The organism is Luteibacter sp. GL_149 (assembly GCF_057834065.1).
Map to the genome: position 1 here is coordinate 1,752,760 of NZ_CM174395.1, position 24,905 is coordinate 1,777,664.

Sequence of the window (24,905 nt, forward strand, 5' to 3'; positions counted from 1 at the left end):
CCGTTGAGGGCTACGCACTTGATGCGCTTCTCGCCAGCCACCACTTGACGTCTATGCGGCCCCGGCGCAGTGTCGGGGCGAGCCCCATCATTCCCCAGGAATTAAATACACATGGCGAAGAACCGGCCTGTTACGTCGAGCGCCAACGAACTGGATCTGCTGCCCGTGCTGCCGCTGCGCGACGTGGTGGTTTATCCGCACATGGTTATTCCTCTCTTCGTCGGGCGCGACAAGTCCATGCGTGCGCTCGAGCAGGCGATGGAAGGCGAGCGTCAGATTCTTCTGGTGGCACAGAAGAGCCCGGATATCGACGATCCCGCCGTGGCCGACCTGCACCAGGTCGGCACGCTTGCCGGTGTGCTCCAGTTGCTGAAGCTGCCCGATGGCACCGTCAAGGTGCTTGTCGAAGGACAAGCGCGCGTTGCGATCGATTCCTATGTCGACGAGGGCGGTATGCTCAGTGGCAAGGCGCATGTCGTCGAGCCCGAGTATTCCAGCAACGAGCGCGAGCTCGACGTCGTTTCGCGTTCGCTTGTTTCGTTGTTCGAGCAGCTGGTAAAGCAGAGCCGCAAGCTGCCTCCGGAAATCCTTGCGACGCTTTCGGGCATCGACGATCCGTCGCGTCTGGCCGATTCCATTGCCGCGCATCTTTCCGTGCGCATGGCCGATAAGCAGAAAGTGCTGGAAACCGCGGACGTCGGTCAGCGCCTTGAGCTTCTCATCGGGCTGGTCGACGGCGAGATGGACTTGCAGCAGGTCGAGAAGCGCATCCGCGGCCGCGTAAAGTCGCAGATGGAGAAGAGTCAGCGCGAGTACTACCTCAACGAACAGATGAAGGCCATCCAGAAGGAGCTCGGAGAGGGCGAGGACGGCACGAACGAAGTCGAAGAGCTGCAGAAGAAGATCGAAGCCGCAGGTATGCCCAAGGCGGTGCTCGCGAAGGCTCGTCAGGAATTCAACAAGCTCAAGCAGATGTCGCCGATGTCGGCGGAAGCCACGGTCGTACGCAACTACCTCGATTGGGTAGTGGGCGTGCCGTGGAAAAAGCGCAGCAAGGTTCGCAAGGACCTCGCACTTGCCCAGGAAGTGCTCGACGCCGATCACTTCGGTCTGGAAAAGGTCAAGGATCGCATTCTCGAATACCTTGCGGTCCAGCAGCGTGTGAACACGATGAAGGGCCCGATCCTCTGCCTCGTCGGGCCGCCCGGCGTGGGTAAGACGTCGCTCGGCCAGTCCATCGCGAAAGCGACGAACCGCAAGTTCGTTCGCATGAGCCTGGGTGGCGTACGCGATGAAGCCGAGATCCGTGGACATCGCCGTACGTATATCGGTTCGATGCCCGGTCGCATCGTGCAGAACCTCACCAAGGTAGGCACCAAGAACCCGCTGTTCGTCCTCGACGAAATCGACAAGATGTCCATGGATTTCCGTGGCGATCCGTCGTCGGCGCTGCTCGAGGTGCTCGATCCGGAACAGAACAACGCATTCAACGACCACTATCTCGAAGTTGATCTCGACCTTTCCGAAGTGATGTGGATCGCGACCGCGAATTCCCTGAATATCCCGGGGCCGCTGCTCGATCGCATGGAGGTCATCCGCATCCCCGGTTACACCGAGGACGAGAAGCTCGCCATCGCGCAGAAATATCTGCTCGCCAAGCAGCTGAAAGCGAACGGTCTCAACCCGGACGAGCTGTCCATCGCGGCGGATGCCGTTCGCGATATCGTGCGTTATTACACGCGCGAATCGGGCGTGCGTAATCTCGAGCGCGAGATCTCGAAGATCTGCCGTAAGGTGGTGAAGGAAATCGCGCTGGGCACGGTGCCGGCGCACGCGAAAGCGAAGACCAAGGCGAAGAAGACCGTCGCCGCGAAAGGCAAGGCGGTCGCTCCCGCCAGCGTCAAGGTCGATTCGTCGAATCTCGATCACTACCTCGGCGTGCGTCGTTTCGACTTCGGTCGTGCGGAACTGCAGAACGAGGTCGGTCTGGTGACGGGACTTGCATGGACCCAGGTGGGTGGCGATCTGCTCAGCATCGAAGCCTCCATCGTGCCGGGCAAGGGTCGTCTCGTGCACACCGGTCAGCTCGGCGATGTGATGAAGGAATCGATCCAGGCCGCGCTCAGCGTGGTGCGTGCCCGCGCCGACGCGCTGGGTATCGATCCGGAGTTCCATCAGAAGTTCGATATCCATATCCACGTGCCCGAAGGCGCCACACCGAAGGACGGCCCGAGTGCGGGTATCGCCATGTGCACCGCTCTGGTGTCGGCGCTGACCAAGGTGCCGGTGCGCTCCGAAGTCGCGATGACGGGCGAGATCACGTTGCGTGGTCGCGTGCTGCCGATCGGTGGTCTGAAGGAGAAGCTGCTCGCGGCACATCGTGGCGGCATCACCACGGTCATCATCCCGGACGAGAACAGGAAAGATCTTGTCGATATTCCGGAAAACATCACCGGATCGCTGAGCATTCATCCCGTGCGCTGGATCGACGAGGTGCTCGATCTGGCCCTGGAGCGCGCCCTGAGCCCGAACGCCCCCGGTGAGGGCGGCGAGAAGGTCGAGGTGGCACACGAAGAGAAGGCGGGCGAAGGGAAAGGCTCACCGTCGGTCAGGCACTGATCGATTCGTACGACGTTCGCCATCGGGGCGCGGTGACCTGCGCCCCGATTATTTTTTCCATGCGTGGTGCATTGCGCCATTAACCGTTTTTTCCGTTGCCCGCAAGGGCCATTGTTCTATGCATGCGGGCTGAAAGCCTTGGTATTGCTCGTATTGCGATGGTCGGAGGGCACTGGTATAAAGACGGCACCGCAATCGCACCGTATCGCAACGGTACATATCGGATAGCGGGGTCGGGCATGTGGCTAGAACGTTTGCCCGACCTGATGTCTTCTTGCCCCAGACCGAATCATGCGGGCCGAATCACTGTTTAAGGGAGTCTCACATAATGAATAAAAACGATCTCGTCACTGCCATCGCCGAAGGCTCCAAGCTGACCAAGGCCGATGCCGCCAAGGCTCTCGAAGCCTTCATCGAAGCAGTGAAGACCACCCTGCACAAGGGCGAGGACGTTGCGCTCGTCGGCTTCGGTACGTTCACCGTCCGCAAGCGCGCCGAGCGTACGGGCCGTAACCCGCGCACGAACGAAGAGATCAAGATCAAGGCGTCCAAGGTTCCGGCATTCAAGGCTGGTAAGGCGCTCAAGGATCACCTAAACTAATCCGCTTTCCCGTTAGCGGGTGCTTAGCTCAGCGGTAGAGCGTCGCCTTTACACGGCGCTGGTCGGGGGTTCGATCCCCTCAGCACCCACCAACGGATCGCGGAGTGGTAGTTCAGTCGGTTAGAATGCTGGCCTGTCACGCCGGAGGTCGCGGGTTCGAGTCCCGTCCACTCCGCCATAGTCTGCAAAGGCGCCCGCGTGGCGCCTTTGTTTTGTCTACGCCGTCGTTATCCGCGATGGCATGAACTGCGAGTCGCATCATGCTGCAAGCACTGCGTAACAAGCTGTCCGGATGGCCCTCGATCCTGGTGCTCGGCGTCTGCGTATTCGCCGTCGCCTTCTTCGGCATCGAGTCCTATTTCATGAACCGGGTCGACACCTTTGTCGCGAAGGTCGGAAAGCACGAGATTTCTCAGCAGGACTTGCAGAACGCGTTGAACGACGCGCGTCAGCGCGCCGCGCAGACGCCTAACTCGCCTTATTCGCCGGCCGATTTCGAGAAGCCGGAAGTGAAGCGTCAGGTACTCGATAGCCTGATCAACCAGGCGGTTCTCCGCCAGGCGGGCACCGATCTCGGCCTGGTCGTGACCGATCAGCGCGTACGCGACACCATCGCCGGCGATCCCGGCTTCCAGGTGGACGGTGCGTTCAAGCCTGAAATCTACCGCGCGGTGCTCGCCAACCAGGGCCTGACGCCGACGGGTTACGAGACGAAGATCCGCAACTCCCTCGAAGTGAACCTGCTGCCGGGCGTCATCTCCTCGACGACCATCGTCACCGATGCCGACCTGGATGCCTATTTCCGTATCGCCGGTCAGAAGCGCGACCTGCGTTACGTCGAACTGCCGCGTCCCGCGCTGACCGATGCCACGGTCGCCGACGCCGACCTCGACGCGTTTTACAAATCCCATATCGCCGACTACACCACGCCGGAACAGGTGTCGGTGCAGTATCTCGAAGTGAAGGGTGCCGACCTCAAGATCGGTGAGCCCAGCGATACCCAGCTCCACGAGTTCTTCGAGAAACAAAAGCAGCGTTACGCGCAGCCCGAGCAGCGCGAGGTGTCGCACATCCTGATCAATGTGCCAAAGAACGCCACGCCGGAACAGCAAAAGGTCGCGCTCGAGAAGGCGCAGAAAATCGCAGCGGAAGCCACGCCGGAAAACTTCGCGAAGCTCGCGCAGGAGAACTCCGAGGATCTGGGTTCGAAGCGTTTGGGCGGCGACCTGGGCTGGCTGGAAAAGGGCGTGGCCAATGCCGCGTTCGATACCGCGCTGTTCTCGATGCAGAAGAACGAAATCTCCAAGCCCGTGCTGTCCCCGGATGAGGGTTACCACATCATCTGGCTTCGCGATTCGCGCAGCGGTAACGCTAAGCCGTTCGAGGAAGTGCGCGGTCAGCTTGCCGGCGACTGGGCGAAGAGCGAACGTGCGCGTCTTTACAACGAACGTGCCGGTCAGCTGGCCGATTCGGCCGAACGCAATCCGGGTTCGCTCGAGCCGACCGCCAAGGAACTTGGTCTGACCATTCAGACCTCGCCGATGTTCGGGCGGACGGGGGGAGAAGGCATTGCCGCCGACCCGAAGTTCGCCGCCGCGGCTTTCGCCGACGACGTACTCGCGCAGGGCAACAACTCCTCGCTGATCCAGGTGTCGTCGGACGATGCGATCGTCCTGCATCTGGCGCAGCATGTTCCCGCTACGCCGAAGGCGCTCGCGGACGTGCGCGATGCGGTGCGTCAGCGCATCCTCGACGAGCGCGTCGACGCACAGGCGAAGAAGCACGCCGACGAACTTCTTGCCGCGCTGCAGAAGGGCGGCGACATCACGGCGCTGGCCAAGGCACCGGTCAAGACCATCGCCGGCATCGATCGTCGTAATCGCACCAGCGCTGCCGAACTTCCGCCCGCGGTCGTTGCCCAGGTCTTCCTCGCGCCGCGTCCGGCCGACGGTAAGCCGAGCTGGACGGTGGTTGCCACGGGTAACGGTGCGTATGCGCTGCTGGCCGTCGACAAAGTGGTCGATGGCGATCCCGCGCAGGTCGAGAAGACCCAGCGTGACGCCGTGCGTGGTCAGATGATGGATCTGTTCGCTTATGCCGCTACGCTCGATTACATCGAAGCGTTGAAGGCCAAGGCTGAAGTGAAGATTGCCGAAGACCGCATGTAAGCGATCCGGCAAGACAAAAAAACCGCCCATCCGGGCGGTTTTTTTTTGCTCTTTTGTAGGAGCTCGCTTGCGGGCTCCTACGAGAGCGATTCGTCGATCAGGCCGTTACCGCCATACCCATGATGTTGAACCCGCAATCCACGTAAGTAATCTCGCCCGTGACGCCCGACGCCAGATCGGAGCAAAGGAACGCGGCAACATTGCCTACTTCTTCCTGCGTGACGTTACGGCGCAGCGGCGCGACTTCTTCGACCGTCTTCAGAATCTTGCCGAAACCGCCGACACCCGAAGCAGCCAGCGTCTTGATCGGACCGGCGGAGATCGCATTGACGCGTGTCGTCTCGCGACCGAGGTTGTACGCAAGATAGCGAACATTCGCCTCGAGACTGGCCTTGGCCAGGCCCATCACGTTATAGCCGGACAGTGCGCGCTCGGCACCGAGGTAGCTGAGCGTCAGAATGGCGCCATTGCGATTGGCCATCATGGGACGGGATGCCTTCGCCAGTGCGGCGAGGCTGTAACTGGAGACGTCGTGCGCGATGGAGAAATTCTCGCGCGTGAGATTGTCCAGGAACTCGCCCTGCAATGCTTCGCGCGGTGAAAACCCGACGGAATGGATCAGAATGTCGAAGCCATCCCAGTGCTTTCCCAACTGTGTAAAGACGTCGGCGATCTGCACATCGTCGGAGACGTCGCAGGGCAGCACGATATTCGAGCCGAATTCATTGGCGGCTTCATCGACGCGATCTTTCAGGCGATCGTTCTGATACGTGAAGGCAAGTTGCGCGCCTTCGCGATGCATCGCCTCGGCGATGCCCCAGGCAATCGATCGCTTGCTGGCGATGCCGACAATAAGGGCACGCTTGCCGTGCAGAAATCCCATGCGTCCTCCAAGGTAATGAGTGCGCGCCTCAGGTGCGCGACGGCGCAAAGTGTAGAGCGTTACCTTGTGCCTTTCACGCAAACAATCGTTTGGTTTTCGTGGCTTATCTCGCCGCGGCCAGTCGCAGGACCTGACCCGGCTTCACGTTCTGCGAATGCAGATCGTTCCACTGCATCAGCTGCTTCACGCTGACCGAATGGCGACGAGCGATCGTCCAGAGGGACTCGCCCGAGCCAACGCGATGCGTCGCGGCCGTGTTGTCCTTGTTGCCGGACTTGCTCGCTACGACCGTCTTCGTGGCCTTGGTTTCAGGTGCCGGTTTGTCCGCGATCACCTCGTCGGGCGTGTCATCGCCATTGGTGTCCGCCTGTCGATACTGCTCGGCAGCGGAGTGGGGCAGCAACATCGACGAAGCAATGGTCCCGCTGGTGGTGCGATATGCCGGATTGAATCCGCGCAGGTCGTTCATCGACAGGCCCGAGCGACGGGCCGCTGTCGCAAGCGACTGCGGATTGTTTACCTGCACCACTTGCAGCGCATCGTCGGAACTCTGCGCGGGCAGGCTGACGTTGAACTTCGCCGGATCGCGCACAACGCACGCGATTGCCATCAGTTTCACCAGATGCTCCCTGGTGACCTTCTTCATGGGCATGCGTGGAATCGCCGGATCGTCCGGTGGCGTGCCATGCGCGTCGAGCTTGTTCTTCAGCCCGAACTCGCCGGCGTTATAGGCAATGTCGACGAGACGCCAGTCGCCCAGGTCGTCGTAGTAACGCCGCATCATCGTCATGACCGCTTCGGTCGACGCGGTGATATCCAGACGCTGGTCGTAATTCTTTTCCACGCGCAGGCCGAGCGTGCGTGCCGTCTGCGGCATGATCTGCCACATGCCGGCCGGCATGTTCTTTCCGCCGGGTACGTGGCGATATTGACTTTCCACCCACGGAAGCAGGGCAAATTCACCGGCCACGCTGTGTTGCATCGCAGACTTGTGTGCGTACACGATCAGCGGCAGCACTTCGTTGATCTGTTGTTCGAAGCGGGCGGGCGAGCGTGTATAGGTATGCGCCCATTCCATCACGGCGGGATCGGCACTGCAGCCGGGCAGTGCGAAGCTGTCGCGCATCCCCGACCAGAAATCGGCGGGCTGTGCCGGACGCAGCATCTTCGGCGTGACATCGACATCCGCGACCACCGGTTCCGGTGCTTTGACCTGGAGTGCGGGTGCGGGGCGATGCGGAACGCCGGCACAGGCAGTGAGTACACAGGGAGCAAGCAGGCCAAGAAGGCGGTAGCGCGGCGTCGGGATCATGATCGGAAGTGGTCCTTGGCGGCGCGCAATGCCGCGAATCGGTCGATACACGTGGCGGCGATGCCTTGCGCGTCGGCCCATCGGGCCAGTGCGTCGCTATCCACTCTCAGAAACGGATTGGCGGCCAGTTCGCTTGCCAGCGTGCCGGGCACGCTGGGGCGACCTTTTGCCCGAAGTTCGTCGACTTCCGCGCTGCGGCGGCGCAGCGCTTCGTTGTCCGGATCGACCGTAAGCGCGAAGCGTGCGTTCGCGGCCGTGTATTCGTGGGCGCAGCAGACCAGGGTTTCGGCGGGCAGGGCGGACAGCAAGCCCAACGAATACGCCATCTGTTCCGGCGTCCCTTCGAACAGGCGGCCGCAGCCCAGACTGAAAAGCGTGTCGCCGCAGAACAGGAAACCTTCTCCGGCGTAAGCGATATGGCTGGAGGTATGGCCAGGAACGGCGATCACCCGGAAGCGCGCCGACGGTTCGCTCAGCACGACCTCCTCGCCGTCTTCGACCCGGTTCGATGCGTACGGGATGCGGGTGTCGAACGGCGCGAAGACGTCGACATCGTGATCGCGCACGAGATCGAAGACGCCGCCGATATGGTCGTCATGGTGGTGCGTCAGCAGGATATGGCGAAGCGTCCAGCCCCGTTCCGCGAGCACCGCTTCCACGGGTGCCGACTCGCCGGGATCCACGACGAGCGCATTACCTGCGTCGTCCGCGGCCAGCCAGATGTAGTTGTCGGCCAGGGCCGGTACGGGTAGCAGTTGCAATCTTGCACTCCGGTGCATCGGGTGGGCGAGGAGCATCCGCTTATCGCCAGCCTGTGAAGCCCATGGACCGGGGCGCCGGCCGTCGAGGTGGCCGGACTATATCAGCCGGGTATATCCCTATCGTTAGTGAGTTGTTAACGGTGCACGGCAGCCCTTGGGGCCACTACACTGGGTCCAATGCATGCCCGGTCCGACCCATCCATGCCGCAATTCGAACAGGACATCTACGCCAGCGCGCCCCTGAGGGGCCTGCTGGCCGACGAAGCGGTGGCGCTTGCCCCCGTGCTCGCACGCTGTACGGGCGAGCACGGCCTGCATCTGAGCCCCGGCACGTCCGCCGAGCCGCCGGCGCTGCCCTTGCTGGGGCACTGGGCGTCGTTGCGCGTGCAGGGCAGGCGTCTGGACGGCGATGTCACCGGCAGCGGCCTCGAGCCCCTGCCGTTCCTGGACGACGCATTCGGCGTCGTCATGCTGCGTCACGCGCTGGAGGTCAGCGCCCGGCCGGAGGCCTTGCTCGACGAGGCCATCCGGGTGCTGGAGCCGGGAGGCACCCTTGCCATCACCGGTATCCATCCCTTGGGCGCCTGGTCGCCCTGGCTGGTCTGGCAAACCCGCGCGGCTCGCCCGCATCTGACCTGGCCCTGGTGGTGGCGTCAGCGGCTGGCGGGCGAAGACATGGAGCTGTCGCCGCAGCGGCGCATCGGCCACGCCCTGCCGCGCGACCACGCTTCGCGCGTGGGCGAATCGCCTTTCGGTGGCGGATACGTCGTCATAGCGCGCAAGAAACGTCCGTCGACGGTACCCTTACGCCCCCGTCCGGCAGCGGTGCCTTCGCCCATGCCGGGTACTCTCGCCTCAGGCGCGCGTCGCAACGCGCGTTGATCCACAGGAAAGACACGATCCATGACCGACGCAGTAGAAGCTTTTACCGATGGCGCATGCCTGGGCAATCCCGGTCCCGGTGGATGGGCGGCGCTGTTGCGCAAGGGGGGCGTCGAAAAGCTGCTGTCCGGTGGCGAAGCCGATACCACCAATAACCGCATGGAAATGATGGCGGCCATTTCGGCGCTCGAAGCGCTTACCCGTCACTGCGCCGTGCACCTGCTTACCGATTCGCGCTACGTCATTCAGGGCGTGGAGGAATGGGTACCGAAGTGGCGCAAGAACGGCTGGAAAACCGCCGACAAAAAGCCGGTGAAGAATCAGGACCTGTGGATTCGCCTGGACGCCGCCGCGGCCGCGCATACGGTCACGTGGGAATGGGTCAAGGGCCATAACGGTCACGTGGAAAACGAGCGCGTCGACGTCGCCGCGCGCGACCAGGCCATCGCTTACAAGACGACGGGCAGGGCGGCATGAGGCAGATCGTTCTCGATACGGAAACCACCGGCCTCGAAGCCCACCTGGGCCATCGCATCATCGAAATCGGCGCGGTCGAGATGGTCGGACGCCGGCCGAGCGGCCGCACGTTTCATACCTATCTCAATCCCGAGCGCGCTATCGACGAAGGCGCGCGCGCCGTCACGGGTATCGAGGACGAATTCCTCCTCGACAAGCCGTTCTTCAAGGATGTCGTTGATGACTTCATCGCCTTCATCGACGGCGCGGAACTCATCATTCACAACGCCAGCTTCGACGTCGGTTTCCTCGATGCCGAACTGAAGCGCGTTGGCGAGTCTTATGGCCGCGTCCGCGACCACGCCAGCGTGCTCGATACCCTGAAGATGGCGCGCGAGCGTTTCCCGGGGCAGCGCAACAGCCTCGACGCGCTATGTAAACGACTGGGCGTGGACAACACGCATCGCGATCTGCACGGCGGCCTGCTCGACGCCCAGCTGCTGGCGGATGTCTACATCGCGATGACGACCGGCCAGGTCGCCCTCGACCTGGCTTTCGACGCGGACGCAAACGACAGCGGTGTCTCCGCGCTGGCGGATATCGAGATCAGGGCGCGTCCGCGCGTGCTTCGTGCCAGCGACGAGGAGCAAGCCGCGCACCAGGCGCGACTCGACGCGCTGGACAAGGCAGCGGGCGGCACCAGCGTCTGGCGTCGTATGGAATCGGAAAATCAGGAAGCCGTGCAGGCCTGATCAGTCGGCCGCGCGCAGCAGGATAGCGGTGATGTTGTCCCGCGCCTGGCCACCCAGGGCCTCCAGCAGCAGGTGATCCACGCACTCCTGCGCGGCGAGGTCCGTGCGGGCGACGATTTCGCCGAGCCGCGCGTCGCTCACTTCCTCGGTCAGCCCATCCGTGCACAGCAGAAGCCGCATACCCGGCTGCAATTCGCCGCGCGCAAGTCCGATATGCAACTGCCCCGGCGCCGTGATACCCAGCGCCTGGGTCAGCACATTGCGCTGGGGATGGGTGCGTGCCTGCGCCTCAGTCAGTTCGCCGGCTTCGACCAGCGCCTCGACCAATGAGTGATCGTGCGAAAGCTGCTCCAGCGCACCATTCCAGCGGTAAATGCGACTGTCGCCAACCCACGCGGCCTCGAACGACGTCGGCCCGATGCGGATAGCGGCGATCGTCGTGCCCATGGGGCGCATCTCGGTCAGGCCCTGCGAGCGCTCGATCAACTGCTCGTTCACCAGCCGGATCGCGTCAGCCAGCGACTGGCCGCCGCTTACCTGTTCGACCACGCCATCCCGGGCCGTCGCGGAGGCGACTTCACCGTGCCGATGGCCACCCATGCCGTCCACGACGAGGAACAGCCCGAGCGAGGCGTCGGCATAGTACGTATCTTCGTTGCGCGTGCGCCGAAGCCCTGCATGCGTGCCGTGTCCGAACTCGATCATGAATGTCTGGCAATGCCCGGGAATATAAGGAATGTTGTCGCGAAGCCCCCGCTCCGCGGCCACGAGAATGCCCCATGTGCCACCTGTTGTCACGGAGCATTTCACCCCGTATCATTGCGGGCCCGGCAGGGTGCAAGCCCTGCCGACGACCGTTCACGGAGAGGTGGCAGAGTGGTCGAATGTACCTGACTCGAAATCAGGCGTTGGTGAAAGCCAACCGTGGGTTCGAATCCCACCCTCTCCGCCAAAAACAGTAAGTTACGAGGCCCCGCAGCGATGCGGGGCCTTCGTTTTTGGGGCTTCCCTAAAATTCACCCTAAAATTCCCGGCGCATTTCGGTCGCTCAGCGCGGCAATAAACGCATGCGCGGGATCGTCTTCGTCGTACGCCATGACGCTCCTGCAGGCGCGTACGCACGCCTGGCGTTCGGCCTCCGCTACAAGCTCGGCGAAGCGCACGAGCATGGTGGCAATGTTCGTATCGGTCGTGCCCAGACCGGTGATCCACGGCTGGGGTAATGCCGGCGATCGCTCAACGACGAACCCGGCTTCGCGAGCGAGTAGCTGCACCTGGAACTGTTCCATCAGACGCTCCCTGGGGTACTGACGCGGGGGATGCTCTTGTCGTAGACGCCCAGCATCGAATCGGACTTGTGGCCGCTGCCTGCCTTCTTGGCCGCTTTGTCGCCGACGGTTTCCGTCACGCCCTTGCGCTTCGCGTCGTGGATCGCGAAACGGTCGTCCGGGGAGATCAGCCCTTTCTCGATCGCGTCCTTGATGCACGTCTGCCACAGAGTGCTGAGCGTGTGCCGGCTCACCGGCTTTCCATGGATGTTGACGAGGATCGGGCGCTGGCGCGGATCCAGCGGTGTCGGCATCTTCTTCTTAGACCATATCCGCGAGCGCTCGGCGCCGGCGGCGCGCACCGCCTCGCGAAGCCGGGGCGACCACTCGATCACGCTGTCTGCCGATCCCTTCCTGCGGTTAGTGAGCATGCCCTCCTCGAGGACGTACGTGTCGTCGAGCGTGACCGTCTCGATACCGCGCAGTCGCATTAGGAAGGCGAGCTCCGTCGCAATCCACAGGTACGCCGGGTAATTCGCCTTCGCATGGTTGAGCAGCGCCATGTAGGCGTGCTCCTTTGGCAGCCGCTGTTGCTTACGCTCGACCGCCTGCTCGACGCCCTTAGCCGGGTTCGTCTTGCATCCACGTCGCGTCCGGCCCCAGGAGTAGACCCGGCGCACGTATCGCAGGACATGGTTCGCTTTCGACGGGTATTTCGAGCCGATGGTGTCGATCAGCTTTTGAACGAAGACTGGGGTGAGCGACGCATAAGCGAGGTCCTGAAGCATGCCCCGCTTCGTCTGGTACGTAGCGATGATCTTCCGCTGGGCGTCGTAATCCTCGCGCGTCTTCTCGGCCAGGCGCTTAAACTGGTCACTGCCGTGGAACTCGTCGCACAACCAGCCGAGGCTAGCGCGATCGACGCCCCGCGTAGCCTCGAGGCTCGCCTGCAGATCCGCGAGGGTCGCCTCCGGGCCGCCGAGCCGCTTCCAGGACTGCTTGCCCTCGCCCTGGCTAACGAGCGTGTACCAAACCCGGTCCTTGGCCTTCCAGTACACCCCGCGGGGGATGCTGAGCTGGTCGATATGGGCAGGGATCGTCAGATCCCGCTGGCGCGGCCGTCCCCGACCCACTAGAGGTCGTCCGCGCCGAGCATCGTCGGCTGCTCGCCCACGGTCAGTGCCAGGCCTGCGGCCGCGTTTACCAGCGCCATCGTCGTGCACGGCTTGCCTCCTTTCCCACGGAAGTACCGAATGCCCTGCTGTTCAAGCCAGTGGCGCAGGTCCGCGGGGCGGTCGTAGCCGCTCCAGGACTGCAGTTCTTCGGTTGTGAGGCAGCCATTTATCACTGGGAGGAAATGCTCAGCAATGCTCAAGGGTCTGGGATCTGGCGGGGGTGGGGCGGACGGGCCAATTGTCCTGGCCGAGCACGCCCAGGTCGCGCAGGGCGTGGATGTAGCGATAGGCCGAGGCGCGGGAGCACCCAAACCGGGCGATTAGGTCGTGGGTCGTCACCTGCCGGCGGAACGAACGTGCGTACTCGACGACCATGAAGTGCCGAACGAAGGCGGTTGCGTCAGCGACGTTGGCGTCATGCATGATCTTCTCGCTCGTCATGTTCAGCCCCGCAGCGCGGGCAGCGCCAGAAGAGGTGCTCGACCTTCTCCATGCGACCGCACGCGGCGTGGCGGAGGCAGTACGGGTTATAGGCCGGATTTTCCAGAGCCTTGGTCTTGACGAAGGAATCAGCCATGGGGTGCCTCCGGCGCATTCGGCTGCGGCATCCAGTGCGTGGGCGTCCAGCGTGGCTGCTCAGCCCAGTGGTCTCTTGCATCATGGTCGAAGTATTGGAAGCACCCGTTGCAGTCCTGAAAGACCCTTGGATGCCAGAATCCAGGCTGCTCCCGTTCGCTGACGACCCACGCCATAAACTCCTCGCCGAACTCCGGAGCCGTCTCGATCGACTGCCAGGCAATGATCTCGGACGCGGCCACTTTGGAAGCGATTGAAGCTTCGAAAGCTTGAGCCGCGTCGGCGAAACCCTGCGCGTATCCAGTCATCAGATCGCCATTGGTCGGATGCTTCATCCTCGCGATCTTCCAGATTCCCGCCGACACTTCTGTTCCGTTGACCGTGTTCACGCCGGCACCTCCGGCGCGGCAGCGATCATGGCCCGGTAGGCTGGCGCCATGGTTGCTATGGTCGCCGCAACCGCGCAAGGAATAAGGGCGCCAAGCTTGCCGCGGATCAGATCGCGGCGACCGAGCGCGCGGCCATGTCGGATGACAATGCCAACGCGCCGGCAGCGATCGGCGAGAGCAGCCAAGCGCCCGACACCGCGCGATCGTTCGACGACATCGGTCGAGATATCACCGATACGTACGACGCGGCACAGGCACGGCTGGCCGAAGTGGCAGCCGATTCGAACGAACGTGCGGAGCCGGCCCAGCAAGGCCTGGACCAGAGGTCTCCAGCGGGCGAGACGGCACGGGCATCGGAGAATGCGCCAGGTATCCAAGAAGCGGCGCCTGCCGCAGCGGACAGTGCACCGACTGCACCGGAAACTGCGGCGGAGGATGCACAACCCGGTGCGATTGACACGTCCGCCGAACCTACATCGGCTCCTGTTGGCGCGCCAACTGTTGAAGCGCCAGCCGCCGCGGATATGCCAACAAGACCGTCTGCCGTGGGCGCTACGATCGCTCCGGGCGACGCGCCGGTACCGCCTTCGAGCCCCGGCACGTTAGCCTTGGATCCAGTCCCGGGTGCGAAGGTCCTAAGCGGCGACGCTGCAGCGCCGAATGCAAACCCATCGGTCTCGCGCGCGGGTCCTAAGGGAAGGGGGCCAGCCAATACCGAGCGGGCCGAAGCCATCACGTCGTCGAGCACACGTGCGATCACCCCGGAGCCGACGCCCGCGGCTGCATCTGCCGACCGACGGCGCGTAAATACGCCGGATGGCGAGATGAGTGGCAAACGATTCATCGACGCGCAGGTTGCCGCGGGGTTCAACGCGATCGAGAGCCAGCGTTTCGGCGACAAGTTGCAGCACCGTCTGGTAAATCCTGCCGGAGACAAGGTGCCACTCCCCGCGGGCATCTTCCCGTATGCGCAGGAGGCGGTAGCCGCCGCGAAGCAGACACATGCCGAGGCCAGCCGACGCGAATCGCGGAGCAGCAGCGAGTCAACAGCGCCCTAATGAACTACCAGCAGTCGATCCAGGAGCGTCGACAGTCGCTCGTGAATGCCTTCGCGATGGCCACGCAGAGCGGCGACGGTGAGGATCGGGCAGATGCCCTGACCAAGATTCGTGAATTCAATCGGAAGTTTCCCGAGATCGCGGTCGGTATGGCCAACCTGCACGCTTCGCTACGGACGCGAGCGCAGCGATCGGCGCAGGCAGAGAACGGGATCATGCTCAATCGGAAGCTGGCGAGCCGCGTTCGGGAGGAGGTCGGGCCAATGGCGGCAAACTAGGCCATTTTCATCCAGCGAATAACTGCGCCAGCTCAATGCCTTGCTGGCGCGATGGACGATTGATCGGTATTTGGAAGGAAACTAGGCCACGTCGGACTGTCGGGTCGCGACCTGATAGCGATCACCGTTTTGGTTCACGGCGAAGATCGTCCAGTGTCTAAACCACAGCCAAGACTCCGGGCCTCCCGGTGAGTCGACGTGCTTCCCTGTACTCACATCCATCAACGCTGCTGTCTTGTATCCCATCATTTTTTCGACAAATATGCCGCATAGAGCAGCGCCGAAGTCGGGATTGGTCCGAGCTGCATACGGTTCCCCTTCACTTGTAGTTGCTGTCCCCTCAGTTAGCGTAATGCCATGTGCGGTCGCTACGCCACCTTCGGACCCGTCCATATCCCTCGCGAGGCGAAGGAGATGATCCGGCGCCTTGAGATCGACATTCTCGACGAGATAAACAAGCGCGATCCGCGGTACAACATCGCGCCGACCCAGAAGGCGTTGGTGGTTGCCCGAGGGGAACGAGGCTACGAGGCCAAACCGCTGCGTTGGGGCCTCATTCCTTCATGGTCGGAGGACGACAAGCTAGGCGCCCGAACCATCAATGCCCGCGCAGAGGGCATTGCGACCAAGCCGGCGTTCCGGAACGCGTTCAAAAAGCGCAGATGCCTGGTGCCCGCATCCGGCTACTTTGAGTGGAGAGGGGAGGTTGGCGCCAAGCAGCCCTACTTCATCCATGATCCTGCTGGCCACCTGCTGATGTTTGCCGGCCTCTGGGAGGCATGGCGCGCGGCAGAGGGAGATGAGTGGACACGCACGTTCACCATCCTGACCGGAGAGCCCGGAAAGGTAAGCGGCGACATCCACGACCGCCAGCCAGTCATCCTGCCTTGGGACTTATGGGATGTCTGGGTTGAGGCGGTCCCTAGCGACGCCGAGGCAGTACTCGAAATCGTGCCAGTGGCACCTCTTGTCTATTACCCCGTCTCGAGAGCCGTTGGGAACGTGCGCAACCAGGGTCCAAAGCTGATCGAGCCGATTGCCGATCCCATTGCCTGAGACCACGTGTGAGTACCTTCCGCTAATGGTGATCTGGGAAGAAATACGAGGGGAGCTGCGTGCTCGCTCTGGTGCACAGGGCGATCATTTCGCGGCTGTCTACAAACTCGAAGGGCAGTGGGTCGTGAGGTTCGACGATGGACCGAAGGGGATTTATCCGGCGCCTTCCCGCGAAAAAGGTATTGCCTGGGTGGAGCGATTCTGCCGCAAGCATCTCTACGCGCTCGCTCGTGCGGCATCGACCCCGCGAGCGGTCCCGCGCGTAGTCGTCGAAACCACTCCGGAATTGAAGGCGTGGCACGATGCGGAGGAGGCGCGATACCGCAAATTCAGTGAGACCTACGTGGCGCCGAAGCGTCGCCCACGTCGCCCGCGAAAATGATCGTTACTTCCGGCTCTCCGCCTCATAGCGCTCCTGCCGGCATATCTGGCACGTGTCTAGGACGATCCGGACACCCATCTTTCGGTAGGTCGGGAAATAGTGGTCGTGCTTGGCGCAGAAGCTCGTCGCCTGCATCTTCTTGCGGTGGGCAGCCGTCGACGAGCGACTCGTTCGGCAGAGATTGCCGGGCGTCACGGGCGGTTCTATGCTCGCCGCGCCGGTGCCAAGGGGGTGCCGATCAGGGAGAACACAATGCACGAGCTCGAGTTCAAGCTTACGAACCCCGTCGTCGAAGGCACTTTTGACCATGGGCGGACCACGTACCACGTCATTTTCGATGGCACCCTGCTGAAAGGCGAGATCCGCACTGCGGCAGGGCTTGAGAAGTTCCTCGTGACCATCCACCCGCCAAGTCGGGACGCCGTACAGCACGCAGCCGGCATATCCGTCGAGGACATCGGGTCAAAAGAGGCGGCGATCGACGTTACCCTCGATGAGGCGATCATCCACAAGCTCATGAATCTGGTGAGCCACGACGTCGTTTCGCTGCTCGTCCGGTTTGCGAACGGGGGAACCAAAGGTCCGCACGGAGTCGAGGTATTCGAAGCCACGCCGAATCGGGGAATCGATTGGTACGCGAACCGGGCACTGAACGTGCCGCACGTGTTCTGCTCGATCAATATCGAGAAGGCAGGGACTCCCGAGATCACGGCCGCCTCGCTACACGTCCTCGGCTGAACGGTTCGGACTGACGCTGGCCGGACTCGGTAAGCTTAGGCTGTCTGTGACCTGGTCCGCCCCTGCCCTCGAAGGCGCCCCCTCGTTTGCACTCATCGACGGGGCGATCATTGGATACGTCACGCAGACCGCGTTCGCCGAGGGCAGTTGGCTCGCCGAGGTCCTTCCGAAGGGGCCGGCCACGTTCGATAAGACCTGCTACGCAGGCTACGAGGCCCGGGCCAAGCAGTTCGTCGAGCGGTGGCTCAAGCACCACGCTCCGGACACGAGTTAGTGGGTCGGCCGAAAGCCCTTTCCGCACGAAGGAGACGTCTTGCCGCCCCGGAAGCCGAAAGGGAGTGAAGACCGATCATAGATTTCCTTCTGCCGCGTCGCGTGCACTCCACTCGGCCAGGCGCTCCTCACGGCATTTGTGGCAGCCGATGGTCGGTACGATGCGACCGCCCATACGCCGATGCGTCTGGTAGTAGAGGTTGTGCTTCAGGCAGGACCGGGATTCTTCGAGCAGCTTGCGGTCGGTCGAAGCGCGGATCTGCGCACTGGATTGGGGTCGGTTATATCGCGACATTGTTTCGCCTCCTGCGGCAACGAGCTGATGGCGAATCCGAATGGCGGCGGTGGCGGTGAAGCGCCGGAACCGCCCACGTGCTCGATGATCTATACGCCGTATCCGGAAACGGTTTGTAGCTGATATCCGTTGTAGAAAGCCCGGCCTCGCGCCGGGCTTTCTTGTAGGGGGCTTCGGCGAGAACGTGCCCGATGCATACAACTCGCGAATGAGAGCGCAGATATAAACTCCCGCAGCCATACCACCCTGGCGCCAAAGCATCCCTCTTCCTATAGTTTCCAGGAAACCTTTCCCCGAAGTGGCTTTCTGCATCGGCTCGAAGTCTTCTGCAAGACGGCACCTGCACCTGCCGGTCCCTTACTGTCGTCTGTACTCGCTCGCTACGTTTCCGCCGCCGACGGTGCCAACCACTGGGAACCCACTGAAGCAGGAACATTCCTAGTACACGTGCTCAATGCGTATGACGCGTCCCCATTCCGGTGGCCCAAGTTCAAGGGGGGCAGCGCCACTTGCGATCCCGTAGCGTGACGGGTGAGCATGACGCGCAAGCTATAGGGGGTATCCGATGAAAATGGGACGTCATGCGCTTGAGCATGTAATGGATGACATGGTCGCGAGCGATAAACCGCACGACGTGACGAACGAATTCTGGCATGAAGTCCGCGATGTTCGTGCCGAAACACCCATCTGGGAAGGAATGGGTGAAAATGATCCTTGGGGGACCTGGACGGCTAGAGGCGGGTTAAGTATGAAGGCGGTGTATAACGAAGCTGAGACTTCAACCAATATGTACTGCCGAAACGGCAAATGCCCATGAAAACCAGATTCATCTGCATGTTGTTTCTGTGTGTTCTCTCGACGCAAGTAATTGGGGCTGACTTTTGTGATGGCTCAAAATTCGCCACCTTGGATCACGTTCTCTCGAGCCCAAATGAATTTCTCAATAAACAGATTCAAACGTATGCAATCTTGAGTACGGATGCGAAAGAATACACGCGAATCTCATTTGATGAAGATTCAGATTTTTCGATCTTGACAACGGCGGATGATCAGTCCGCTGCTTACAGTAAGCGGCATAATCTTTCGGCCGACACGCGCGAGAATGTGGTCGACGATCTGTTCGACAAACTTCGCGTCATAGAAGGGGCGAAATACAAGCCGGATATGAGTAAGATCAAATACTACCGGCAAGATGTCAGGGTCTGTGGGCGTCTGGTTAGATCCACGGGCGTACTTCGCTTTGCAGTCGACGACATGCACATAGAAGATTCGTATCTTTTGCCGTGGAAAGACTCAAAGGGTCGGGGTCGTTAAAGGACTTAGCCAGCGGCACCAAAAGGGGTCAACATAATTTATCGATCATCGATAAATTATGTTGACCCCTTTTTTTCCAGGTTGCCTCGTTGGCCTCGGTCTCAATGACAGTGCCAGCTCTGGACGCCCACCTCAACCCGATGGTCCAGGTCATTGACGAACTGGGTAGTGATCACCCCGTGCTGAAAGTTATAGCTGATAGCCAGGTTAGCTAGCCGCGTTGAACGTGAGCACATGTAGGCTACCTCGCGAGTTTCATTTTGCTGCATTGGATTGACACCAGCGCATGTCGCGAGAAGCTCGTCATCTGGCGACATGTGTGGCTCTCCCCCAACTGCGATGCGCCAGTAAATCACTCCCGCTCTATATCCCGTCGACGGGACCGCAAGAATTCGTTCGAGAGGTTGTGAGGGGTCGCTGTATATCGTGTAGGTATGGTTAGCGAGTGATGCAATGACGACATCACTGTAGTGCGTGCCGGAGGGGAAATTCTTCCATGTCTGTCTAGCAAAGCTGCCGAGCGGGCTGACTGTGCCGGTGGTGACTCCATCGGGAATAGCGCAATTAGTTGTCGAGGTATCGCCACATCCTCGGAAGGCAAAGCCTCCATCGTCCACGGCCATGGTGTCATCCAGCCAGAAAGGTGCATCGACGATGTAGGGTTTCGGTACGCAGAGCGCGCCTTCAAAGCCATCGAAAGTAAACTGTTTGGAGTCTGAACACGCCGACAGCGTGATGACGCCCGATAACAGCCATGCGCTTGCGGTACATCGTGAAACGGCGCATTGAATCGGTCGTTTCATGCGATATGCCTCAGTCGCGGCAACTGGGAGGCGGACACCAGTTGTAAAGCGCACGTAATCCGGGAATAGGTAAATTGTCCCATGTTTTCCCTCCAAACACGTTGCCGGCGCCGTTGTCCTCGAAAACTTGCTTATGGAACTCAGATACGGTGTTTCTATCAAGTTGTACTGGATGATCGGGACTTGCTCCTGCGTTAACGAGCGCTTGGACGTGCGCTTGCGCCAATTGTTGCTTGATAAGCTCCATCTTTGTGTCGACGATGATCGGCTTCACTGGTGTATCGGCCGTGTTTATTTCGATCGAACGCTCCAGTCGAAGTGTTGTGATGGTCGTTAAGACACTGAGGAACGCTGTTGAACCGGATTGGCCGGCGACCTCACCGGCACGCTTAGCATAGGGATCTCCTCCCTTGCCCCCTGCAGCGTCATAATATCCTTTCCAGTCGCCGCTATCGGCCAACCTCTTTTCCTCGGCAGTGACGAAGCATCCTCCGTTGCCATTCGCTCCTCCTGTTGTTACGCACGCGCGACCATCCGGGTCGATGTTTGCAATCGGGTTGTTGTTGGCATAGCTGAATCTAGCGAATTGCCCGGGCTCCCCCGGAGAGGTCGGTTTCGGGTCTACGTTGACAAAGCGTCCGACGGACGGGTCGTAATAGCGCGCCTGCATGTAGACCAAGCCCGTATCTGGATCGGCCACGTGCCCCGTGTAGCTCGGGCCCGGCTGCGGACTACCCATGACTTGTTCGCCATACGGCTTACGATCGGCCGTCGTCAGGATATTGCCCTGCGCGTCGGTGGTAGCCAGGATCGTCCCTTGCGGGTCCGTGTGGTAGTAGGTGACCGTCTCCTTCTGTGGAGCCGCTTGCGCCAGGCCGCTCACGAGGATCAACAAACTGGCGATTCGCCAACCCATGCGTTGTGCTCTTCGCATACGTTCCCCAATATTCGTAGGCCGAGAGCGCAGAGAATTACATGCTCCGGGCCTATTGAGAAGGGTATCTGCTATTGGTCTGTGCAATAAAGGGGGCAACCAGTGCTACTCACGGTTCCGTGGACATCAATAATGTCCCTGACACTTTGTGTTGAAAGTCTCGGGGTGGGATAGCCTGAAGAACTCAAAAAAATCATTGATGGAGGAAGGCTGATGGAGCGACGTCGGGAGCATTCAATTCACGAATCATACGTATGCGAGAGGAAGATCGAGTTGGTATCGACGGCGCGGGCTATGCTCGATGGGACGCTGGGATTGATTGATGGCGTTCGCCGATTGAATGGTCTGCGTTTTCAGATCGACAATCCGGACAATCCTGTATTTTTCACGGTGAGAGTGGTCGAGTCGGACACGGATGAAGTGCCCATGGGTGACATTCGATCAAGGTTTGGCGAGACATTTCTTCGGCAGAAGGATGCCGAAGCGACTGATTACCTTGATTCGGCATCCGACGATATCCGGCGTGCGTGTCGAGAAATCATTTCAGCATTTGAAATGGATTTGGACGGGTTGCCTGCGATGGAACCACGCGGTGGAAAGGATGCCAAGGCGTCACATGGAAGCGAATTGTGAGCGCATCGTCGATGGCGTTGAATAAGCGGCGATTCAAGGATGTCGTCGTCCTCTTGGTAGGCTCTGTTGTAGCTCTCTTTGTTCATTTTCTTATCTATGATTTTCGCTACATGTGGTACACATCGATCTATGACGGGTGGCGGCTAATTTACGTTTTTTCCGGGTTTGTTGTGGTTTATCTTCTGGAAATAATTTTTGTTCCTGCGAAGTGGCTTCTGTTCGTCAGCGCCTTCATGGTGTTGATTTTTCCGTCCATTTTCCAGAGCCATCCTCAAGTCCCGCTGGATGCCGGTTTTTTGTTCATCGGTGCTATCTCGTCCGGCATGTTTGCCTACCTGGGCTTTCTCAGGTCCAAGTGATGCACTGCAAAAAAGGGGCCGTATAATTTATCGATCATCGATAAATTATACGGCCCCTTTTTTTCCTTTTCTGCCTGTCTGCGACGATCACCGGGCCAGTGGGGGAGCTTCCGCTGAGCGAATTTTTGCAGCGAACTCATATGTTGGATCGTAATAGCCAGCATACGTCAATGCTATTTTTCCGCGCCAGGTGATAGCGAACGAGTTCGTATCTTTGATGCGAGAAAATTCGATGTGATGGTCGACAACGGTGTCATGACCTAGCAAATAGGCATGAAATGCCCTGGCGGCGGGATCTTCCAGGTCGCACGGTAGCGGATCTACGTGCAACAGCAGGCCGTCCAATTTCTCCAATGAATACTCTTTCGCAGAACAGACTTTAAATCCGCCAAAATGCCAGAGATTTGAAGAGATGATGCAGGAGTGGTAGTTCCCCCAAACAATGGGCGCCTCCCAATCCGATGGGTACTCGACGCTCTCATCGTCCTCGATATATCGCTCGGCTTGGTAGTTATCAGTCTCCAGATGGAAATGAAACCAGAGATCGTCGCTCTTGGTCTCAGCAGTCCAGCGAAAGTCTTTAACCTTGTGCCCCTCAGGCCATGGGTTTCCAGGGAAATATATACGGCCAATATCCATAAGGTTTCCCTTGATTTTTCAGTTGGCAGTCTGCGCTCGGACGTGTTGGCGAGTCAAAAAGATAGCAGAGTCTTTGGATTGTGACGTCGTCTCTTTTTTTGGATCGTGTGTTGTCGAAGCGACAGCTTCCAAAGAGCGTATGCGCTCCCGCGATAGCCACTCAGACTAGTCTGAAAATTCGGTCTCTTTTATCCAAACGGGTTGACGCTTCGCGTCATCGCCGCGATCCTCACCGTGTCGCCGCACATCGGCGATCGGGCATGGAAACCCGTGTTTCGCAGTTGCGCTGAAGACGCCGTCTCAAACGACGTCTTCATGCGTTGCGCTACGTTGTGCTTGCCTCTTACGGTGGGCGTGCCGGGCGGACTTCGGTCCGGCCGGGATTCAACTGCACCGGTTTCCATCCTGGCACGTCCGCCACCCGCATCCTGCGGGTGGCGGACATCCACGGAGAGGATGCCGCTATGAGCAGCAAGGAAGACGGACCGTTCGTGTCCGCGTCGTATGTCCTGACATCGGGCCACGACTTGTCCATTCCCTGCCCACTATGCAAAGGCGCACGCGCGCTGAAGCTGGGCGATATCCATGAAGCGAATACCGACCGTTTGTCGGGTATGCGTGGCGTCGCCGATCTTCTTATCGACGTACCCCTGATCGATGCCGAGCAAGGGTCGGTGGCGCAGGCGGCGTATGTCCTGCGAGGGTTGATCGATGAGGTGGTCGAGATGTATCGGGTGTTGAGTCTGGATATCAGTCAAAGGTGTGGAATGCCGGGGTCGTAATCGAGCGGCGCTTTTGTGTGGGGGCGCGCCTGCGCGCTCCCACAAGGGTTGCCGAAGGTCGCCCGGCAATAAAAGGATTGGATTCGTCGAGCAGCGGTATAGACTCCGCAAGCCGCACTTAACTCAGCGTATGGACCTACCTGCATGGCAACAAAAGCGCCTTTTCCCGAGGCAGGTTTCCTGCGTCGCCTTGAAGCCTTCTGCGAGGTGGTGTCTACGCTCGTTGATCCCTCGCTGCCCCCGTTGCTTGCTCGCCATGTTTCTGCGACGGATGGGGCTGACCAGTGGGAACCCACCGAAACAGGAACATCCCTGGTGCAGGTGCTCAAGGCGTATGACACGACGCTACAGGCAGCGTTCGACACCGAACTTGTGGCTGACGAATTGCGTCGTTACCAACGGTTCGCGCGTCCCGGCCAACCCTCGGCAAGCATTATCCAGTTGCGGCAAAAACAAGCGGTCGCCCGATTGGCTTCCAGTCGGGCCAAGCAGGCGTTGCTTCAGGCAGAGGTGGGGTTCGTGCGAGCAGCGGGCATCAATGTGCCTCCCCGCAAGGGTCTGGAGGCCTTCATGCTCGAATGGATCAGTCGGCATGTGCCCAAGGATCCGGTCGCGCCGGAAACCGGTCAGAACGTTTAAGCGTTCTGGCTCAACGGATGCCTTGATGGGCTGGATTCTCCGCGATAGCAGCCACGAGCGAGTCCAGCGCGTTGACGATGAGCGACGACATCGCCGGATCGTCGGCAATCGCCTCGGCATGCATGCCTTTTGAGAGAAGATCGACCGCGACCGATGCGTCGTCGACTACGTTGGCGGACATCGTCGTGAGGACAAGGCGGAGCGCGTTCTGAGCAGCCGATGCACGAGGCGAATCGCGGCATCTGGGCAACGGACGAGGGTCGTACTCGAGGCTCTGCCCCGACCGACGCAACCCTTCGTCATATATTGTTGATGCATTTGCGCACAGCCCCTGAGGCTTCGTTCAGCGCGTCCGTGAAACTGGCTCGCTGGACGTTACTGAACTGCGAAAGAAACAACTCAGCCACTGTCGATTCATAGATCTTCCACATCTTCCTGCGCAGCACGCGCCCGTCCTTGGTGATCTGAGCATAGGCGGCACGACCATCTTCGGCAGACCGCGATCGCGTAACGAGACCTTCTTTCTCCAGTCGATCGACAAGGCGGGTCAGGTTGTAGCGTTCAATAGCGAGCACATCGGCCAGTTCGTGCATCCGACGCATGCCGTTGGGGCCGCTCTCCAGACCCCAAAGGGTGTCGTACCACGCGTATGAAGGTAATCCTGCTTCGGCCAGGCGACGTTCGATCTCGCGAATCATGAGCCTGTGAGCCCGGACGAACGAGAACCACAAGTCAGGTTCGCTGGAAGACATCAGTCGATCTCCTTTTATAGTTGCAATTGCAATTCTCTGACCGTTCCATATAATTGCAATTGCAACGACATTGACTGCCTACGAGTCGCACGGTGCTTGCATAGCGTGGTTTGGCGCGCCACACCTGC

General features: G+C 60.4%; 35 protein-coding genes and 3 tRNA genes. 21 read left to right on the forward strand and 17 right to left on the reverse strand.

The features are described 5' to 3' along the window. The first annotated feature begins 111 nt into the window (after positions 1-111). From lon to AC3IR3_RS07940, 5 genes are all read left to right on the forward strand, one after another. The gene (lon, locus tag AC3IR3_RS07920; protein WP_489196369.1) at positions 112-2,619 is read left to right on the forward strand and encodes an endopeptidase La; all 2,508 of its coding nucleotides are present in this window, start codon (positions 112-114) and stop codon (positions 2,617-2,619) included. Between the two features lie 328 nt (positions 2,620-2,947). Next, positions 2,948-3,220 carry an HU family DNA-binding protein gene (locus tag AC3IR3_RS07925; RefSeq protein ID WP_489196370.1) on the forward strand — a complete coding sequence of 91 codons (273 nt, stop codon included), beginning with the start codon at positions 2,948-2,950 and terminating at the stop codon, positions 3,218-3,220. 17 nt (positions 3,221-3,237) lie between these two features. Then, positions 3,238-3,312 (forward strand) — tRNA-Val (locus AC3IR3_RS07930). 9 nt (positions 3,313-3,321) lie between these two features. Beyond that, positions 3,322-3,398, forward strand: a tRNA-Asp gene (locus tag AC3IR3_RS07935). Positions 3,399-3,480: 82 nt separating this feature from the next. Continuing rightward, positions 3,481-5,388: a SurA N-terminal domain-containing protein gene (locus AC3IR3_RS07940; RefSeq protein WP_489196371.1), complete on the forward strand. Its 1,908-nt coding sequence runs from the start codon at positions 3,481-3,483 to the stop codon at positions 5,386-5,388. A 97-nt stretch (positions 5,389-5,485) separates the two neighbouring features. Here the strand turns inward: AC3IR3_RS07940 and AC3IR3_RS07945 are convergent, their stop codons facing one another. The 3 genes from AC3IR3_RS07945 to gloB all read right to left on the reverse strand — a co-directional run bounded on the left by AC3IR3_RS07945 (position 5,486) and on the right by gloB (position 8,344). Beyond that, a complete protein-coding gene (locus AC3IR3_RS07945) occupies positions 5,486-6,271 on the reverse strand; it encodes an enoyl-ACP reductase FabI (protein WP_489196372.1) in 786 nt (261 codons plus the stop codon). A gap of 103 nt (positions 6,272-6,374) precedes the next feature. Beyond that, positions 6,375-7,583, reverse strand: a complete 1,209-nt coding sequence (locus AC3IR3_RS07950; protein WP_489196373.1) for a transglycosylase SLT domain-containing protein — start codon at positions 7,581-7,583, stop codon at positions 6,375-6,377. After that, entirely contained in the window at positions 7,580-8,344 is a 765-nt protein-coding gene (gloB, locus tag AC3IR3_RS07955) for a hydroxyacylglutathione hydrolase (RefSeq protein WP_489196374.1), read from the reverse strand. The genes AC3IR3_RS07950 and gloB overlap by 4 nt, the downstream gene beginning before the upstream one ends. Before the next feature lie 201 nt (positions 8,345-8,545). On the opposite strand from gloB, the gene AC3IR3_RS07960 reads away from it, so the two are divergent. The 3 genes from AC3IR3_RS07960 to dnaQ are packed head-to-tail and all read left to right on the forward strand — an operon-like array spanning position 8,546 to position 10,434. Beyond that, positions 8,546-9,226, forward strand: coding sequence for a methyltransferase domain-containing protein (locus AC3IR3_RS07960; protein ID WP_489196375.1), 681 nt, complete (start codon positions 8,546-8,548; stop codon positions 9,224-9,226). Between the two features lie 21 nt (positions 9,227-9,247). Beyond that, entirely contained in the window at positions 9,248-9,703 is a 456-nt protein-coding gene (gene rnhA / locus AC3IR3_RS07965; protein ID WP_132141438.1) for a ribonuclease HI, read from the forward strand. Then, complete coding sequence (dnaQ, locus tag AC3IR3_RS07970) at positions 9,700-10,434, forward strand: DNA polymerase III subunit epsilon (RefSeq protein WP_489196376.1); 735 nt, start codon at positions 9,700-9,702, stop codon at positions 10,432-10,434. Before rnhA ends, dnaQ begins: the two co-directional genes overlap by 4 nt. Here dnaQ and AC3IR3_RS07975 read toward each other — a convergent pair whose 3' ends face one another. Then, entirely contained in the window at positions 10,435-11,139 is a 705-nt protein-coding gene (locus AC3IR3_RS07975; protein ID WP_489196897.1) for a PP2C family protein-serine/threonine phosphatase, read from the reverse strand. A gap of 157 nt (positions 11,140-11,296) precedes the next feature. Between AC3IR3_RS07975 and AC3IR3_RS07980 the strand changes: the two genes are divergently transcribed. Then, a tRNA-Ser gene (locus AC3IR3_RS07980) sits at positions 11,297-11,386 on the forward strand. Positions 11,387-11,450: 64 nt separating this feature from the next. On the opposite strand, the gene AC3IR3_RS07985 is transcribed toward AC3IR3_RS07980, so the two are convergent. From AC3IR3_RS07985 to AC3IR3_RS08015, 7 genes are read right to left on the reverse strand one after another with little or no spacing between them, the layout of a single operon-like run. Beyond that, positions 11,451-11,723: a hypothetical protein gene (locus tag AC3IR3_RS07985; RefSeq protein WP_489196377.1), complete on the reverse strand. Its 273-nt coding sequence runs from the start codon at positions 11,721-11,723 to the stop codon at positions 11,451-11,453. Beyond that, a complete protein-coding gene (locus AC3IR3_RS07990; protein ID WP_489196378.1) occupies positions 11,723-12,835 on the reverse strand; it encodes a site-specific integrase in 1,113 nt (370 codons plus the stop codon). Before AC3IR3_RS07990 ends, AC3IR3_RS07985 begins: the two co-directional genes overlap by 1 nt. Beyond that, positions 12,835-13,077 carry a DUF4224 domain-containing protein gene (locus tag AC3IR3_RS07995; protein WP_489196379.1) on the reverse strand — a complete coding sequence of 81 codons (243 nt, stop codon included), beginning with the start codon at positions 13,075-13,077 and terminating at the stop codon, positions 12,835-12,837. The genes AC3IR3_RS07990 and AC3IR3_RS07995 overlap by 1 nt, the downstream gene beginning before the upstream one ends. After that, positions 13,064-13,318 carry a helix-turn-helix domain-containing protein gene (locus AC3IR3_RS08000; RefSeq protein ID WP_489196380.1) on the reverse strand — a complete coding sequence of 85 codons (255 nt, stop codon included), beginning with the start codon at positions 13,316-13,318 and terminating at the stop codon, positions 13,064-13,066. The genes AC3IR3_RS07995 and AC3IR3_RS08000 overlap by 14 nt, the downstream gene beginning before the upstream one ends. Further along, on the reverse strand, positions 13,293-13,454 hold the full coding sequence (locus AC3IR3_RS08005) for a hypothetical protein (RefSeq protein ID WP_489196381.1): 162 nt from the start codon (positions 13,452-13,454) through the stop codon (positions 13,293-13,295). Before AC3IR3_RS08005 ends, AC3IR3_RS08000 begins: the two co-directional genes overlap by 26 nt. Continuing rightward, the gene (locus AC3IR3_RS08010; RefSeq protein WP_489196382.1) at positions 13,447-13,842 is read right to left on the reverse strand and encodes a hypothetical protein; all 396 of its coding nucleotides are present in this window, start codon (positions 13,840-13,842) and stop codon (positions 13,447-13,449) included. Before AC3IR3_RS08010 ends, AC3IR3_RS08005 begins: the two co-directional genes overlap by 8 nt. Then, positions 13,839-14,219, reverse strand: coding sequence for a hypothetical protein (locus AC3IR3_RS08015; RefSeq protein ID WP_489196383.1), 381 nt, complete (start codon positions 14,217-14,219; stop codon positions 13,839-13,841). The genes AC3IR3_RS08010 and AC3IR3_RS08015 overlap by 4 nt, the downstream gene beginning before the upstream one ends. Positions 14,220-14,666: 447 nt before the next feature. Here AC3IR3_RS08015 and AC3IR3_RS08020 point away from each other — a divergent pair, with 447 nt between their 5' ends. From AC3IR3_RS08020 to AC3IR3_RS08045, 6 genes are all read left to right on the forward strand, one after another. After that, positions 14,667-14,900: a hypothetical protein gene (locus tag AC3IR3_RS08020; RefSeq protein ID WP_489196384.1), complete on the forward strand. Its 234-nt coding sequence runs from the start codon at positions 14,667-14,669 to the stop codon at positions 14,898-14,900. Then, positions 14,900-15,178: a hypothetical protein gene (locus AC3IR3_RS08025; protein WP_489196385.1), complete on the forward strand. Its 279-nt coding sequence runs from the start codon at positions 14,900-14,902 to the stop codon at positions 15,176-15,178. The genes AC3IR3_RS08020 and AC3IR3_RS08025 overlap by 1 nt, the downstream gene beginning before the upstream one ends. A 414-nt stretch (positions 15,179-15,592) precedes the next feature. After that, positions 15,593-16,234 carry an SOS response-associated peptidase gene (locus AC3IR3_RS08030; RefSeq protein WP_489196386.1) on the forward strand — a complete coding sequence of 214 codons (642 nt, stop codon included), beginning with the start codon at positions 15,593-15,595 and terminating at the stop codon, positions 16,232-16,234. A gap of 25 nt (positions 16,235-16,259) precedes the next feature. Then, positions 16,260-16,616, forward strand: coding sequence for a hypothetical protein (locus tag AC3IR3_RS08035; protein WP_489196387.1), 357 nt, complete (start codon positions 16,260-16,262; stop codon positions 16,614-16,616). A 252-nt stretch (positions 16,617-16,868) separates the two neighbouring features. Continuing rightward, positions 16,869-17,354 carry a hypothetical protein gene (locus AC3IR3_RS08040; protein WP_489196388.1) on the forward strand — a complete coding sequence of 162 codons (486 nt, stop codon included), beginning with the start codon at positions 16,869-16,871 and terminating at the stop codon, positions 17,352-17,354. Between the two features lie 46 nt (positions 17,355-17,400). Continuing rightward, positions 17,401-17,628 (forward strand): hypothetical protein, encoded by a 228-nt coding sequence (locus AC3IR3_RS08045; protein ID WP_489196389.1) that lies wholly within the window; start codon positions 17,401-17,403, stop codon positions 17,626-17,628. A 75-nt stretch (positions 17,629-17,703) separates the two neighbouring features. On the opposite strand, the gene AC3IR3_RS08050 is transcribed toward AC3IR3_RS08045, so the two are convergent. Then, positions 17,704-17,922: a hypothetical protein gene (locus AC3IR3_RS08050; RefSeq protein WP_489196390.1), complete on the reverse strand. Its 219-nt coding sequence runs from the start codon at positions 17,920-17,922 to the stop codon at positions 17,704-17,706. A 565-nt stretch (positions 17,923-18,487) separates the two neighbouring features. On the opposite strand from AC3IR3_RS08050, the gene AC3IR3_RS08055 reads away from it, so the two are divergent. Beyond that, positions 18,488-18,739 (forward strand): hypothetical protein, encoded by a 252-nt coding sequence (locus AC3IR3_RS08055; protein ID WP_489196391.1) that lies wholly within the window; start codon positions 18,488-18,490, stop codon positions 18,737-18,739. Then, positions 18,736-19,236 (forward strand): hypothetical protein, encoded by a 501-nt coding sequence (locus AC3IR3_RS08060; protein ID WP_489196392.1) that lies wholly within the window; start codon positions 18,736-18,738, stop codon positions 19,234-19,236. Before AC3IR3_RS08055 ends, AC3IR3_RS08060 begins: the two co-directional genes overlap by 4 nt. 101 nt (positions 19,237-19,337) lie before the next feature. Here AC3IR3_RS08060 and AC3IR3_RS08065 read toward each other — a convergent pair whose 3' ends face one another. Together AC3IR3_RS08065 and AC3IR3_RS08070 are read right to left on the reverse strand one after the other, a co-directional pair. After that, positions 19,338-20,039: a hypothetical protein gene (locus tag AC3IR3_RS08065; RefSeq protein ID WP_489196393.1), complete on the reverse strand. Its 702-nt coding sequence runs from the start codon at positions 20,037-20,039 to the stop codon at positions 19,338-19,340. Between the two features lie 10 nt (positions 20,040-20,049). Next, positions 20,050-20,955 (reverse strand): RHS repeat domain-containing protein, encoded by a 906-nt coding sequence (locus AC3IR3_RS08070; protein ID WP_489196394.1) that lies wholly within the window; start codon positions 20,953-20,955, stop codon positions 20,050-20,052. A gap of 231 nt (positions 20,956-21,186) precedes the next feature. Between AC3IR3_RS08070 and AC3IR3_RS08075 the strand changes: the two genes are divergently transcribed. Both AC3IR3_RS08075 and AC3IR3_RS08080 read left to right on the forward strand, forming a co-directional pair. Next, complete coding sequence (locus tag AC3IR3_RS08075; RefSeq protein ID WP_489196395.1) at positions 21,187-21,606, forward strand: hypothetical protein; 420 nt, start codon at positions 21,187-21,189, stop codon at positions 21,604-21,606. Further along, positions 21,603-21,965, forward strand: a complete 363-nt coding sequence (locus AC3IR3_RS08080) for a hypothetical protein (RefSeq protein WP_489196396.1) — start codon at positions 21,603-21,605, stop codon at positions 21,963-21,965. Before AC3IR3_RS08075 ends, AC3IR3_RS08080 begins: the two co-directional genes overlap by 4 nt. A gap of 87 nt (positions 21,966-22,052) precedes the next feature. Here AC3IR3_RS08080 and AC3IR3_RS08085 read toward each other — a convergent pair whose 3' ends face one another. Then, positions 22,053-22,604: a hypothetical protein gene (locus AC3IR3_RS08085; RefSeq protein ID WP_489196397.1), complete on the reverse strand. Its 552-nt coding sequence runs from the start codon at positions 22,602-22,604 to the stop codon at positions 22,053-22,055. 464 nt (positions 22,605-23,068) lie between these two features. Here AC3IR3_RS08085 and AC3IR3_RS08090 point away from each other — a divergent pair, with 464 nt between their 5' ends. Then, the gene (locus tag AC3IR3_RS08090; RefSeq protein WP_489196398.1) at positions 23,069-23,386 is read left to right on the forward strand and encodes a hypothetical protein; all 318 of its coding nucleotides are present in this window, start codon (positions 23,069-23,071) and stop codon (positions 23,384-23,386) included. 144 nt (positions 23,387-23,530) lie between these two features. Further along, the gene (locus AC3IR3_RS08095; RefSeq protein WP_489196399.1) at positions 23,531-24,025 is read left to right on the forward strand and encodes a hypothetical protein; all 495 of its coding nucleotides are present in this window, start codon (positions 23,531-23,533) and stop codon (positions 24,023-24,025) included. A gap of 10 nt (positions 24,026-24,035) precedes the next feature. Here the strand turns inward: AC3IR3_RS08095 and AC3IR3_RS08100 are convergent, their stop codons facing one another. Beyond that, positions 24,036-24,206, reverse strand: coding sequence for a hypothetical protein (locus AC3IR3_RS08100; protein ID WP_489196400.1), 171 nt, complete (start codon positions 24,204-24,206; stop codon positions 24,036-24,038). 118 nt (positions 24,207-24,324) lie between these two features. Beyond that, positions 24,325-24,777, reverse strand: a complete 453-nt coding sequence (locus tag AC3IR3_RS08105; RefSeq protein WP_489196401.1) for a MarR family winged helix-turn-helix transcriptional regulator — start codon at positions 24,775-24,777, stop codon at positions 24,325-24,327. Positions 24,778-24,905: the final 128 nt, after the last annotated feature.